General features: G+C 32.8%; 14 protein-coding genes. 10 read left to right on the top strand and 4 right to left on the bottom strand.

Annotated elements, in window-relative coordinates:
* The first annotated feature begins 6 nt into the window (after nt 1-6).
* The 3 genes from RBU60_RS08750 (at nt 7) to RBU60_RS08740 (ending at nt 1558) form a co-directional block, all read left to right on the top strand.
* Complete coding sequence (locus RBU60_RS08750) at nt 7-876, top strand: DUF72 domain-containing protein (RefSeq protein ID WP_308864470.1); 870 nt, start codon at nt 7-9, stop codon at nt 874-876.
* Nucleotides 876-1052, top strand: coding sequence for an NUDIX domain-containing protein (locus tag RBU60_RS08745; protein WP_308864469.1), 177 nt, complete (start codon nt 876-878; stop codon nt 1050-1052). Before RBU60_RS08750 ends, RBU60_RS08745 begins: the two co-directional genes overlap by 1 nt.
* A 119-nt stretch (nt 1053-1171) precedes the next feature.
* Nucleotides 1172-1558: an acyl-CoA thioesterase gene (locus RBU60_RS08740; RefSeq protein ID WP_308864468.1), complete on the top strand. Its 387-nt coding sequence runs from the start codon at nt 1172-1174 to the stop codon at nt 1556-1558.
* A 30-nt stretch (nt 1559-1588) separates the two neighbouring features.
* On the opposite strand, the gene RBU60_RS08735 is transcribed toward RBU60_RS08740, so the two are convergent.
* A complete protein-coding gene (locus RBU60_RS08735) occupies nt 1589-1885 on the bottom strand; it encodes a DUF3817 domain-containing protein (protein ID WP_308864467.1) in 297 nt (98 codons plus the stop codon).
* Nucleotides 1886-2106: 221 nt separating this feature from the next.
* On the opposite strand from RBU60_RS08735, the gene galE reads away from it, so the two are divergent.
* A complete protein-coding gene (gene galE, locus RBU60_RS08730; RefSeq protein WP_308864466.1) occupies nt 2107-3120 on the top strand; it encodes a UDP-glucose 4-epimerase GalE in 1014 nt (337 codons plus the stop codon).
* A 130-nt stretch (nt 3121-3250) separates the two neighbouring features.
* Here the strand turns inward: galE and RBU60_RS08725 are convergent, their stop codons facing one another.
* Nucleotides 3251-3649: a hypothetical protein gene (locus RBU60_RS08725; protein ID WP_308864465.1), complete on the bottom strand. Its 399-nt coding sequence runs from the start codon at nt 3647-3649 to the stop codon at nt 3251-3253.
* Nucleotides 3650-3903: 254 nt separating this feature from the next.
* On the opposite strand from RBU60_RS08725, the gene RBU60_RS08720 reads away from it, so the two are divergent.
* The 4 genes from RBU60_RS08720 to RBU60_RS08705 all read left to right on the top strand — a co-directional run bounded on the left by RBU60_RS08720 (nt 3904) and on the right by RBU60_RS08705 (nt 8996).
* Nucleotides 3904-5403, top strand: coding sequence for a DEAD/DEAH box helicase (locus RBU60_RS08720; protein ID WP_308864464.1), 1500 nt, complete (start codon nt 3904-3906; stop codon nt 5401-5403).
* A gap of 205 nt (nt 5404-5608) precedes the next feature.
* The gene (locus RBU60_RS08715) at nt 5609-6334 is read left to right on the top strand and encodes a GLPGLI family protein (RefSeq protein ID WP_308864463.1); all 726 of its coding nucleotides are present in this window, start codon (nt 5609-5611) and stop codon (nt 6332-6334) included.
* A gap of 8 nt (nt 6335-6342) precedes the next feature.
* Nucleotides 6343-6885, top strand: a complete 543-nt coding sequence (locus tag RBU60_RS08710; protein WP_308864462.1) for a carboxypeptidase-like regulatory domain-containing protein — start codon at nt 6343-6345, stop codon at nt 6883-6885.
* A gap of 41 nt (nt 6886-6926) precedes the next feature.
* Nucleotides 6927-8996 (top strand): carboxypeptidase-like regulatory domain-containing protein, encoded by a 2070-nt coding sequence (locus RBU60_RS08705; RefSeq protein ID WP_308864461.1) that lies wholly within the window; start codon nt 6927-6929, stop codon nt 8994-8996.
* Between the two features lie 82 nt (nt 8997-9078).
* Here RBU60_RS08705 and RBU60_RS08700 read toward each other — a convergent pair whose 3' ends face one another.
* A complete protein-coding gene (locus RBU60_RS08700) occupies nt 9079-9699 on the bottom strand; it encodes a YqaA family protein (protein ID WP_308864460.1) in 621 nt (206 codons plus the stop codon).
* Between the two features lie 96 nt (nt 9700-9795).
* On the bottom strand, nt 9796-11109 hold the full coding sequence (locus tag RBU60_RS08695; RefSeq protein ID WP_308864459.1) for a mechanosensitive ion channel family protein: 1314 nt from the start codon (nt 11107-11109) through the stop codon (nt 9796-9798).
* A 145-nt stretch (nt 11110-11254) separates the two neighbouring features.
* Between RBU60_RS08695 and RBU60_RS08690 the strand changes: the two genes are divergently transcribed.
* Together RBU60_RS08690 and RBU60_RS08685 are read left to right on the top strand one after the other, a co-directional pair.
* Complete coding sequence (locus RBU60_RS08690) at nt 11255-13483, top strand: FUSC family protein (protein WP_308864457.1); 2229 nt, start codon at nt 11255-11257, stop codon at nt 13481-13483.
* Entirely contained in the window at nt 13480-14433 is a 954-nt protein-coding gene (locus RBU60_RS08685; RefSeq protein WP_308864456.1) for a hypothetical protein, read from the top strand. The genes RBU60_RS08690 and RBU60_RS08685 overlap by 4 nt, the downstream gene beginning before the upstream one ends.
* The last annotated feature ends 4 nt before the right edge of the window (nt 14434-14437 follow it).

Raw genomic sequence — 14437 nt, 5'->3', positions numbered from 1 at the left:
TATGCTATGAAATTTGGAAGAGTAGATCATCCCGAAGCTATTGATTTTAGTTTACCTAAAGATCAAGAGCAAACGCACAACATCCTTCATAAGTTTGAACCTAATTCTTGGAATGATGTGAGAATAGGCTGTGCCAAATGGAATAAGAAAGATTTAAAAGGCTTCTATCCCAAAGGTGCCAAAGAAGAGCTTACCTATTATTCTACTCAATTTAATAGCATAGAGCTCAACGCTTCATTTTACAGAATGTGGCCTTTTGAGCAGTTTGAAAAGTGGAAAGAAAAAACCGTTGAAAATTTTAAGTTTTTTCCCAAAGTGCCTCGGCTCATTAGTCATTTAAAACGTTTGCAGGATTCTGATGATTTAGTCACCGATTTTACCGCAAATCTTACGGGTTTGGAGCATAAATTAGGAATGGTATTTCTACAAATGCCAGATAATTTTCTTCCTAAAGATATGGACCGATTGACTCCTTTTTTTGAAAAATGGCCCGACGAGATTCCGTTATCTATAGAAGTAAGAAATGAAAACTGGTTTAAGGATAAAGCGGTAGAAGATGATTTTAATGCCATTTTATTAAAATATAACGTCTGCAATCTTATTACTGATAGCGCGGGAAGACGGGATTTACTCCATATGCGTCTTACCAACCAAACGGCTTTTATTCGTTATAACGGAGCTAATCATAGCTCAGATTATGATCGTTTGGATGATTGGCTGGACCGCATTGAAGAATGGTATGGACACGGTTTAAAAAATCTATACTTTTTTATTCATCAAAATATCGAAGAGTCTTCGCCTTTACTTTCTGCTTATTTTATTGAAAAGTTTAACAAACGTTTTTCTACGCAAATTGCGATTCCAAAAACTTTATAATGTCGAAACCCAAAATTTCAATCACCACAGATGCTGTTATTTTCCTGTCGGAAGAAAAAAAGTATAAAATCTTACTTATCAAAAGAAAGAATGAACCGTTTAAAGGAGAATGGGCTTTGTCTGGCGAATTTTTAGAAGAAGACGAATTATTGATAGTAACTCCTATTAGCATTTGATCATCTGCTAATTATTAAAGATGCTGCAAAGCTTTTGCAAATATCGCTATCATAAAGGCTGATGATTCTTTGGCAAAATTTTAAATTGATTGAGTTATATTTCAGTAAAACAAAAGACCATGAGATTTCATACTAGAAAATGGATTAAACCCCAAGATTTAAACCCTAACGGAACTTTATTTGGAGGCAGATTATTGGAGTGGATAGACGAAGAAGCCGCTTTATATGCGATTATTCAGTTGGAAAACCCTAAAACAGTCACCAAGTTTATGAGTGAAATTGACTTTAAAAGCTCGGCCAAACAAGGAGATATTATAGAAATAGGACTAGAGGTTACCAAATTTGGAACGGCTTCGCTTACCTTAAAGTGTGAAGTGAGAAACAAAATGACTCGCGAAACCATTATTAGCATCGAAAAAATTGTGATGGTAAGTTTAAACGAGCAAGGCAAGGTAAAACCTCATGGGAAAACCGAAATAGAGTATGTAAAAGACAGACTCAAATAAATATGATTCCTAAATAAAGCAGCTTAAAATTTAAGCTGCTTTATTTTTTGGCAAATATTTATTGTCGGCATAAAAAGGTCCTAATGGAAGAACAGAACAAATCACAACGATTATTAAGGTTTTAAACGACCAGTTCAACTTTTCATACATCCAATACGCACCAATTACATAAAGAACAAATAAAATACCGTGTGCCATCCCTACAATTTGTACCATTTCTGGCATATCCCAAATGTATTTTAAGGGCATAGCAATAAGAAGTAAAACCAAGAAAGAAATAGCTTCCAACACACTAATGATTCTAAAAGCTTTGATAGAATTGTCCATAAAATAAAGTTTTTGCAAAGATACTTTAATCTTTAATAAAAAAGAAGAGCTTAGCGACGTAAATTTAGGGTTCTTCTTAGTAGGTTTTTAACTTCTGAAAAATTTATTTTCCTATTGCATTTTCGTCAGTTTTATTGCAATACACCCTCGAAAAATTAAATGTGAAAGTACTAATTTCTCATTATAATTTTCTAAGTTTGTTAGATATCAATATCTCAATCATGAAAATATTAGTAACGGGAGGGCTTGGTTTTATTGGCTCTCATACCGTGGTAGAACTACTTCAAAAAGATTACGAAGTTGTTATTATAGACAATCTTTCCAATTCCAGTATTTCTGTATTGGAGGGGATTACTTCCATCACCCAAAAGTCACCTCAATTTCATAAAATAGATTTAAAAGATAAGCTTAGGTTAAGTGAATTTTTTGAAGAACACCATGACCTCGACGGAATTATTCATTTTGCAGCTTCAAAAGCGGTGGGAGAAAGTGTAGAGAAACCACTTTTGTATTATGAAAACAACATCAATACGCTGGTTTTAGTCTTACAAGAAATGCGTAGAAAAGAGTTGAGTAACTTTATTTTTAGCTCTTCGTGTACGGTTTACGGTCAAGCCGATGAATTGCCTATTACTGAAGAAGCTCCCGTAAAAAAAGCAGAATCTCCTTACGGAAACACCAAACAAATAGGAGAGGAGATTATTCAAGAATATGCGAAAACAAATCCGCAGTTTAATGCGATTTCATTGCGTTATTTTAACCCCATTGGTGCTCATAAATCTACCGAGATAGGAGAATTACCGATTGGGGTGCCTCAAAATTTAATTCCGTTTATTACGCAAACGGCAGCAGGAAAAAGAAAAGAACTTTCTGTTTTTGGAAATGATTATCCTACTCCAGACGGAACTGCAGTAAGAGATTATATTCACGTAGTAGATTTGGCCAAAGCGCATATTGTGGCTTTAGAACGACTTATCAATGCTAAGAATAAAAAGAATTACGAGGTTTTTAATTTAGGAACTGGAAAAGGAAATAGTGTCTTAGAAGTCATTCAAGCATTTGAAAAAGTGAGTCAGCAAAAACTGCCTTATAAAATTGTAGACCGAAGAGAAGGAGATATCACCGCAGCTTACGCTGATACTACTAAAGCCAACACCGATTTAGGTTGGAAAGCAGAGCTAGGCATAGAAGACTCTCTAAAAAGCGCCTGGGAATGGCAATTGAAACAAGAGTAATATAGAAGAATCAACCTGCCTTTGCCAACAAGCAGGGACTTAATCGTAACTATAAACAGTAGTGGTTTCAAAATAAAAAAAGAGGGTTTTTTTTAAAATCCCTCTTTTTTTTGCTTCAACACTTTATGACTTAAAACTCGTAATCGTTAAGTGCTTTGTTGTATTCTCTTATTTCTTCGATATTATGCTTGTTGTCACCATCTTTAATCAAATTGATTAAGTAGATCAAACTTTCATCGGCATTAAATTCTTTCTTTTCGGTTTCCTCTTTTTCAACCACTTCCATTTCTCCTTCCTCATTTTCCTCTTCAAGAGGATCATCTTCTGGGATAGGAATATCAAAAGTGTAATATTCTTCTATATGTTGGTAAGTAAGCCTAATCGCTTTCGCAATTACAGGTCTTTGTTCTTCTACCGCATAGGGTCTTAAATCTTTTAATTCGGCTACAAGGGTATTGGTGATAATTCCTGCATGCTCTAAATCTTCAAGAATTTTTTTTATAATTTTTTGGGCTTTGGAGTTATTCAAAATGGATAGTTTTTAATTAACGTTCACTGCAAAAATAATTTTTTCAATCCTAACTATACCTACTTATTTAAAAAAAATCACTTAAAGATGATCATTAAATTTAAAACCCTTGGTTTCCCCATTTTAAAGGTTTGACTTACAACAATATAAAATATATTATTATTTTATGTCAAATAATTTCAATAAACCTTTAAAACTGCGTAATTTTGCAGGGTTTTGAGTTGAAAATTTTTAGAAGGAGGATACCAAGCTTTATGAGTGAAAAAGTAATTGAAAAAGAATTATATGACTATCAAGAAAAAGATTTAGAAAAAATCTTTTCTTATTTAAACGATGCTCCAGATAATTTTAATTTGTTGTATCAATTGCCTACAGGAGGAGGGAAAACCGTGGTTTTTTCTGAAATTGTAAGAAGATACATCGAACAAACCAATAAGAAAGTTGTCATTTTAACGCACCGTATAGAACTGTGCAAGCAGACTTCCAAAATGCTTGATGGTTTTGGAGTGCGTAATAAAATTGTAAACAGTAAAGTAAAAGAATTACCAGACCAAGACGAATACCAGTGTTTTGTGGCCATGGTAGAAACGCTTAACAATAGGCTTAATGATGAAAAGCTAGAAGTAGATAATGTAGGCTTAGTGATTATTGATGAAGCGCATTACAACTCGTTTACCAAATTGTTTAAATATTTTGAAGACTCCTTTATTCTTGGAGTAACCGCTACGCCTCTAAGTTCTAACATCAAGTTACCTATGAAGGATAACTATAAAGAACTTATTGTAGGAAACTCTATTCCGTCATTGATAGGAAAAGGTTTTCTCGCTAAAGCAGAAACTTATAGTTATGATGTGGGATTAACATCCTTGCAGATAGGGATTAACGGAGATTACACCGTAAAATCTTCGGAAGATTTGTACACCAATATGTCGATGCAAGAGAAGTTGGTACAAGCCTACGAAGAGCGATGTAAAGGTAAGAAGACGCTTATCTTTAATAATGGTATCAATACCTCATGGTACGTTTACCAGACCTTTAAAGATGCTGGTTACGAGATTAGACACTTAGACAACACGCATAGCAAGAAAGAAAGAAAAGAAATTTTAAAATGGTTTAAACAAAAACCCGATGCTATTCTTACTTCGGTTAGTATTTTAACTACCGGTTTTGATGAACCTACGGTAGAAAATATTATACTTAACCGAGCGACTAAATCTTTGACACTTTATTACCAAATGATTGGTAGGGGGTCTAGGAAACTGCCTCATAAAGATATTTTTACGGTAATCGATTTAGGAAACAATGCGGCTCGTTTTGGATTGTGGGATGCCCCAGTAGATTGGCAGCAAATCTTTAAAAATCCAGATTATTTCTTAGAGAATATTACGGGAGACGAAGATATTGAGCGCGAGTTTAAATATAAAATGCCCGAAGAAGTTAGAGAGCTCTTTAAAAATTCAGAAAGTATATATTTTGATGTGAAAGAAGCCTATAACAAAACGGTGAACAATGGTCAAAAATCTAAAGCTGTTTTAGACGAATCAATCGCACAACATGCCCAGATGTGTGTAGAAAATAGCGAAGATGTTTTTGATGCGAGAATTTTAGCCAGAGAGCTAAAAGATGACATAAGAGATCGAATAAAAAGATATTCTTACTGCATTATTAACAATACTAAAAATTACCGAGACTGGTTATTTGAAGATTACAATAGAAAGTTACGATCTAAAATCAATGAAATGTTTCAAGATTAAGAAAAAGTAAAACTCATAAAAACCCCCCAATATTTTTAAATATTGGGGTTTTTTGTTTATGATCAACTTTCATCTAACTATAATATAAAAATTTAAATATGTTAATGAAATGTTAATTTCGCTTACATATTATCTAAAATTGTTCCTTTATTTTTAAGTTCACTTCTATAAACTAAATTCTTAGTTATAAACAATTTATTGTATTATGAAAAATTTTATTGTTTTACTATGTATAGGCTCTTCTTTGTTTTCTTATGCCCAAAGCGGTATAATTCATTATAAGGCTCAAATGAATCTGCAACATCAAAAAGAATTTATAGAAGAGATTAAAAAAGATGAAACTGTAACCATGAGCGTTAAACAACAGATAATAAATCTTTATAAAAATGCAGAACCAGATTATTACGAGCTGCATTTTAATGCGAATGAATCTTACTACTTTAAAGATGAATCGTTAAAAAAAGAAGAAGGTTATAAGATGGGTAGTAAAGCTGGTCAAAGTCCGTATTATACCAATGCAAACTCTAATGCTATTATTGAAGATAATAGCATCTTTAATTTTGTTTCTCAGGAACCGCTAGACTGGAAGATTACCAATGAGCGGATTAAGATAAACGGTATTGAATGCTATAAAGCAACGAGCACAGAAATCTTATACAGCCGGCAAGGTCATTTTTATGATAGAGATGTAGTGGCTTGGTTTGCACCGGAGTATTCTGTAAAATTTGGTCCAAAAATGTATAGTGGTCTTCCAGGTTTGGTGATTGAAGTAGAACGAAAAGAATTTACGATTACCGCTACCAAAATCAACTTAAACCCGGACAAAAAAAGACTAAAAATAAAACCTGTAGGAAAAGATGAAAAAATAACTTCTCAAAAAGAAACCTATCAAAAAATTGCTGAAATGATGGAATATCGTAAGAAAAACTAGTTTTTCTTATGCATAGATTCCATCAAACATTCATTCTATTTTTTCTTTTATTTAGCTTCCAATCTTATACTCAACAGAGTTTAAGCGGTACTGTAACAGATAGTCTAGATAAGCCGCTTTCTTCTGCAAATCTCTTAGCTGTACCTAAAGATTCTCTGCAAGAAGTCAAATTTTCTATTACAGATAATAAAGGACGCTATCACTTAAATTTAAAATCCATACCCTATACCGTTACGGTTAATTATATGGGTTACACAAAAAAAGAATTTGATATAAAACTAGATGAAGATCAATCTAAAAATATAATTCTACAAGAACAAGCAGAAAGCCTTGAAGAAGTTGTTTTAGAAATGCCTATGGTAGTTAAAAAAGATACCATCATCTATAATGTTAACAAACTTGTTACTGGGGAAGAACGCAAGCTTAAAGACGTACTTAAAAAACTTCCTGGTGTTGAAGTAGATAAGAACGGTGGTATTACTGTTAATGGCAAAAAGGTAACGACGATGCTAGTAGAAAATGAAAAATTTTTAGTGGAGGCACTAAATTAGCCGTAGATAATATCCCTGCCGATGCCGTAAGACAAGTGGTGGTGCTAGACAATTATAACGAAATAGCGATGCTTAAAGACTTCCAAGAAAGTGAAGACATGGCTATAAACATTAAGTTGGAAGAGGATAAAAAAGATTTTGTTTTTGGAGATGTCGTTGCTGGCTTGGGCAATGATGAGTTTTACAACGCACATACCAACCTATTTTATTACAGCCCAAAAACTACACTTAATGTTATTGGAAACCTCAATAACATTAGAGAACGCGTTTTTACTTACGATCAATATTATAATTTCCAAGAGGGAATAAATTCAATATTTGATAAGGGAAACACTAATTTTGAAGACTCTTATGATGATTTTTCTGATTTTTTAGAGAAAGAAGATGTTATTGAAAGTGATCGCAAGTTTGGAGCACTTAATTTTACCCAACAAGTGAATACTAAATTGAACATTACGGGCTACGGTATTTTTTCAAAAACCAAAGAAAGCACCTTGGTAGAATCTACGAATACGTACAACACATTTACAGAAGAAAACGCTATAAGTACAGCGACCAATAACCAATTAGCAATGGGAAGCATCAAGGCGGTTTATCTTCCAAATTATACCGACCAATGGTTTGTTAATTCTCAATTTAAAAAAGCCAATGATAATTACTATAACAGAATTAATTCTGAAATTGATACTGCTTCTAACGCTTTTTTGAACAATCGTTATGGTAAGCAAACCTTTTTTAATCAAACGATAGAATGGCATAGAAAACAGTCTAAAGAACATTCTTTTTCTGCGGCTATAGATTACACTTACAATAAATTAACCCCCAAAAGTATTTGGGAGACGAACGATGCTATTCTGGCAGGGCTTATTCCCGTTGTAGAAGAGTCAAGCTTAAGAATACAGCAATTTAAAGAAATAGAGAAAAATCAAATTAAAGCTATTTTTAAACATTATTGGGTGCTGAATAGAAATAACCATATTTATTCTACGGTAGGAAATATTAATTTGAATCAATCTTTTTTTACAAATGAATCACAGAAACTCAATGACGGAAGTGTAAATAATTTTAGCGAAGCAGGTTTTAATAATGATCTTAATTTTAGGCTGAATGACGCCTTCGCTGGAATATTCTATAAATTTAGAACGGGTATTTTTACTTTTGATCAAGGGGCATTTGTTCACCATTACCGATGGAATCCTAATCAAGAATCCACAAAAATTCAGAACAAGTTTGTTGTTTTACCTAACTTAATCGCAAAAGCAGAATTTAATAGAAGTAAGACGTTGCGATTAAATTATGAATTAAAATCTTCTTTCGCTGATGCTTCTCAATTTGCCAATAGGTTTTATTTGCAAAGTTATAATAGCATTTTTAGAGGAAATACGACTTTAGAAAATACCTTAAAGCATAATTTTAATTTACGTTTTACAAAATCTAAGGGATACCGCGGTTTTGGAATTTATGCTACCGTAAATTATTCTAAACAAATAGAAGGAATCGTAAATCAGGTAAATTATGAAGGCATTAATCAGGTAATTTCTCCTCTTTTTGTTAATAATGCTTCAGAAACTTGGGGTTTAATTGGTCGAGTGAGTAAAAAAGTAAGTGAAATTAATTTTCAAACTGGAATACGGTATAATCATGCAACTTACTTACAACTTGTTAATGATCTTCCTTTTGAAAACCAAAACATCAACACTTCCTATAATTTTTCGGCAAAGACACTTTTCGACAATTTGCCAATTTTAGAAGTGGGTTGGAGGCAAAGCTTTGGTCATTTTAAACTGAGTAACACAACTACAAATTTTGCCACTATAGAGCCCTTTGTAAATCTAGATTATGATTTTTTAGATGGATTTATCGTTTCAGCAGATTTCACTTCTTATACCTATAAAAACAAAAGCTTAAATCAAAAAAACAATTACGAAATAGCCAATGCCTCTTTGTTTTATCAAAAAGAAAGTAGTGCTTGGAGTTTCAAAGTAGAAGCTCAAAACCTATTTGATGTTCAGTTTAAAAGTCAAAACACGTTTACATCTTATATCATCTCAGATTCAAGAACCTTTATTTTGCCAAGAATATTATTGTTTAGCGTAGGTTATAATCTTTAGTTTTTATTCTACGTAGAGAACTGGTCAACTATTAATTTGCCTATAAAATAAGTGGAATTGGTTTTCTGTAAATTCTGTTGAATTAATTCAAAGCTTCAAAGATCATCACTCCGTAAACGAAGAATCGTACAAAACGTAAAAGTCCGAATAGCAAGTAACTCCTAAAAGGAAATTTAATAACTCCTGCTGCAATACTAGAAACGGCAAAAGGAACGGGAAGAATAGCTCCTACAATAATTAAGAAACCTCCCCATTTCCGCATATTTTTAATATGCTTAGCCATTTTTACTTCTAGGTAAACAAATACCGAAGGAATACTTGCAATTCCGCGGCCTGCAAAGTAGGAAACAATTCCTCCAAAATAAGAAAGAAAAGCAATGGCTGTTAAGTATAAATTGGGATGCGCTGTTTTGCCAGACCATGCAATAAAAATCTCAGGGGGAATAAGTCCCAAAATAGATTCTGAAGCAAAAAAGACCGCTAAGACACCAATAGGAGGGAAGTTCTCTGTGATATAAGCTAAAATATCATTGATATCAATCACAAAAAAGTGAACACAAATCAATGCGATGATAAAAATGAGAATCGGTAAAGCCGCTTTCATCAGACTCTTACCTACAAACGAATAAAAACCTGTATACGAGTAATATTGGTGGAGCAATTTCCACCTCGGTTTTTTATTAGATTTATTTTTTTGTGCCATCCTAGTATTAAAAGTTGCAAATTTAAGTGCTTTTCACACGGTGTACAAGTCTATTCCTGTAAGATATAGTTAATATTTTCAAAGTATGAGAAATGCCTAATTCTTAGCTTTTGAACTTGTATTATCTGTATCATTCAGCTTTATATCTCTATTTTCTACAGAGACATTAAAGTTATCTCCTGAAGGAATTTCGAAAATTTCTAAATTAAAATAAGGAACCGCAGCAAGAACGTGATCAAAAATATCGGCGATAATGTGTTCGTAATTTTTCCAAACTTTATCTTTCGAAAATGCATATATTTCTAAAGGAATTCCTTTAGAGGTAGGCTCTAATTGACGCGTCATAATCATCATTTCTTTATTTATTGCCGAATGTTGATTTAAGTAAGCATCTATATATTTTCTAAAAACGCCAAAATTAGTTTGATTTCTTCCGTTAAGCAAAGTAGATTTATCCACTTGATTTTTTTGGTTATACGTATCTATTTCCGCTTGACGGGTATTTAAATACTCTTTAATCAATTGAACATTCTTAAGTTCTTCGAATTCCGTATCTGATAAAAAATGAATACTGGAGGATTTAATCAAGATAGCTCTTTTAATTCTTCGACCTCCAGAAGCACTCATTCCTCGCCAGTTTTTAAAGGAATCAGAAATTAAATAATAGGTAGGAATGGTAGTGATGGTATTATCAAAATTTCTAACTTTTACAGAGGCTAGATTAATCTCGTAAACATCCCCATCGGCTGCATATTTTTCCATCGTAATCCAATCTCCAATGCGCACCATATCGTTTACAGAAACTTGTATGCTAGCAACAAAACCCAGTATAGTATCCTTAAAAATCAACAAAATTACTGCGGAAAGTGCTCCTAAAGCGGTTAAAAAGGTCCACACATCTTTACCGGTAAGTAGCGAGAAAATAATCATAAAGCCAAAAAACCATGTGAAGATTGTAAATACTTGTACGTAGCTATCTATAGGCTTATCTTTAAAACCATCTAGGGTTCTAATAAAATCTCTGCACGTGCGAATAATACTTCTAATGAATAGAATAATGACGATAATGCTAAGAACATCTATCAGGTTTTCTGCATCATTGCTATAGCCTTTAAAATCTACTAAGGCCAAAGGAGTTAGCCACCTCACCAAAAATAAAGTTAGTAAATGTGAAAAGTGATAAATCCCTTTATTTTTAAATAGAAGATCATCAAACTCGGTTTTTGTTTTCTCTGTAAGTCGTTTTATAAACTCTCTTAGCGTATTTCTAAGAATAAAATCAAAGATATAAACCAAGAGGATAAGAATTATAAAATTAGCGATGAGATTCCCGTATACAGCCAGGTTATTCTGCCATCCCCAATCTTTAAAAAGACGATAAAAACTATGTGTAATTTTGGTGGTGCTCATCCCTTAGGTTTTCTGCAAAAGTACAGGGATTCGTTGCTTAAACAAAATCTAAATTGTCTTTTTGATTCTAAATCCCAAAACTATTCTTAAAGCTGCTCATAAACTTTGTAGAAAAATTATCTTTGTCTCAAATTTAAGCTAGCAATTGAATAATTTAGAGAACATAAAAAAGAATACGCTTAGGTATATAACAGGCTTAGATTTTGCCAAAGGCTATGTATTGGCATTGGCGATGGTACTTCCGCTGTATATCACCAACATATTCGATATTTTAGATATTGGAATCGCTATGACGTTGGGAGTTTTAATGGTGGCTCCCAGTGATGTTCCTGGAAATTTAAAACACCGACTATTAGGAATGCTTTCTGCTATAGTTTTGGGGGTATTAGGAACTCTACTAGGAGGTTATTCTCAAGAAATCTTCTGGCTCAATCTTATCGTTGTTTTTGTCTTCGTATTTACGATTTCGTTGCTCGCTGTATATGGTTTTAGAGCTTCTTTGGTTATTTTTACAGGATTAATTGCTATCGTTTTATCTTATGCAAATTTTGGTGATATAGCGATTTGGTTACACACGGTTTATATTGCTTTGGGAAGTTTATGGTATATTCTTTTAAGTTCACTATTTCTTTACTTGAGACCCAATAAACATACAGAATTACTTCTAGGAGAAACCGCTCAGCTTACGGGAGACTTTTTAATTTTAAGAGGAAAATTACTTTTTAAAGAAAACAATCGTGAACTTCTACAAGACCAACAGTTAAAGCTGCAAGTAAGTATGAATGAGAAGCACGAAGATTTAAGGGAGGCCTTATTGAGCTCTAGAAAAGCATCTGGAGTTTCTAATTCTTCCCGTAGAAAGCTACTTATTTTTATTGATTTGGTAGATCTCTTAGAGCTTATTATGGCGCATCCTATCAACTATAAATATATTGACGAAATAGGTGAGAAGGAGCCTTCAATTATTGCTAAATACCAAGAGCTTATTTTTGAAATGAGCAAACAGATGTTTCATATTTCTGAAGTATTTATAGACAACACTAAAGTGAGTTCTTCCCTTAATATGTCTAAATCTTTCAAAGAAATTGAAGCTTTATTGATGGAGGAGAAGTCGGCGGTATTGGATGAGCCTCAGTTTTTATTCTTACAAAATATTTTTGATTTTGAATTGAAGCAAATTGAAAAAATCAATTCTATAGAACGTGTTTTAAAGAATATCAATAAAAGAAATAAGCTTAAAATTCAGTCTAAAGAAGAGATTCAGCAGTTTTTAACGCCTATAGACTATAGTTTTAGAAACCTAACACAACAGCTTAGCTTAAGTTCACCCACTTTTAGACATGCGTTAAGGCTGGCTTTCCTTATGGTAATTGGCGTTTTTATAGGCCATTATTTTCAAGTACAAAACGCCTATTGGATTTTACTTACCTTAATTGTAATTCTTAGACCTAGTTACGGCCTAACTAAAGAAAGATCTAAAAAAAGAATTTTGGGGACTTTTATTGGTGGGGCGGTGGCTTTTATCATCGTTTTGTTTGTACAAAGCCAATTGGTGTTTATGATTTTAGGAATTGTATGTTTGATTCTTGCCTTCTCCATGATTCAAAAAAACTATGTGGGCGCCGCTGCTTTTATCACGCTGAACGTCGTTTTTATTTATGCGCTCATGCAGCCAAATATTTTAGATGTAATTCAATACCGCGTAATTGATACCATAATAGGTTCTGGCTTGGCTTTTTTTGGTAATTTTATTCTTTGGCCTTCTTGGGAGTCTTCATTTTATAAGAATAATGTGGTAGACGCTTTACAAGCAAATATCAATTACCTAAAAGAGATAGATCGTTTTTATCAGAAAAAAGGAAATTTACCTAACAGTTATAAAGTAGCTAGAAAAAAGGCTTTTATCGCTATGGGGAATTTAAGTGAAACCTTTCAACGTATGGCACAAGAGCCAAAATCTAAACGAAAATCATATAGAAGACTGTACGAGTATAATGCACTTAACTATACGTTTTTATCCTCCTTAGCTAGTTTAGGAACTTTTATTAGAAATAACACAACCACGCAAGCATCCAATGCGTTTGATACGTATATGGAACATATTGAAGCAAATCTATATGAATGTATATACAAGATAGAAAAGAAAAATGTAGAGATGCATCCAGTTTCTAAAGAAGATCTAAAAAGAGCTTCTACTTTTTTAGAAAATGAAACGATTCGATTAAATTTGCAATATTTACAAAAGGAAAATCCAGAGCAACAAGAGAAATTGCAGGCGCATCGCAAAGAAGTGCAACTTATTTCAGAGCAATTAAAATGGCTTTATGAGATTTCCTTAAATTTAAAAAATGTAGCCAAAAGTAGAAAAGTATGACCTCGTATTTTAAAAGTCCGCCATTTTATATTACTTTAATCATCATGGCGTTTGTCACCTTTATGTATTTTAACTTTAAAGATAAGTATGTATTAGATTATGACAATCCTTCACAAGTGGTGGTTAATAAGAAATGGCCTTTACCGCGTGCATTAGAAGAAGTTTCGGGAATTTCTCACGTTAATGATAATATTATTGCTTGCGTGCAAGATGAAGAGGGAATTATCTTTCTCTACAATTTAGAAAATGAAGGGGTAGAAAGAGAAATCAATTTTGGAGAACAGGATGATTACGAAGGCATTGCTATCGTTAGTGAAAGTGCTTATGTTGTGAATAGTGCAGGTAAACTTTTTGAAATTAGAAATTTTAAACAAGAAGATTTTGAAGTGATCATTTATGAAAATTTTTTGACAGAGGATCACAATGTAGAAGGTTTATGTTTGGATAAAACCAAGAATAGATTGTTATTGGCTTGCAAAGATAACCCAGATCATCGTGGTAATTTTAAATCTATTTATGCATTCGATTTAAAAACGAAACAAGTTGGAAAAGAACCTATTTATAAACTAACGTATGATAATCCTATTTTTGATAATTTTGAGGAAGATAAGGATGAAAAGCTGTTTAGAACTTCAGAAATTGCTATTCATCCCAAAACCAAAGATATCTATTTACTCGATGGAGCTATTCCTAAAATCTTAATTCTGAATAAAAACTGGGAGGCACAAGAGCTTTTGGTACTCGATCCCGAAATATTTTTGCAACCTGAAGGACTTAGTTTCAATACCAATGGAGATATGTTTATTGCCAACGAAGGAGATCTAAAATCTTCTAATATTTTACACGTTAGCTTGGAGGAAAAGAAAACTAGTAAAAAGCAATCTAGCGAAAACAGTAATAAAAACGGTAATTTAGATGAATTTATAGATGACCCTTCCTCACAAATTTAGGTGT

This window comes from Mesonia profundi (assembly GCF_031085155.1).
Lineage (GTDB): Bacteria > Bacteroidota > Bacteroidia > Flavobacteriales > Flavobacteriaceae > Mesonia > Mesonia profundi.
This window is presented reverse-complemented; position numbering and strand designations above follow the sequence as displayed.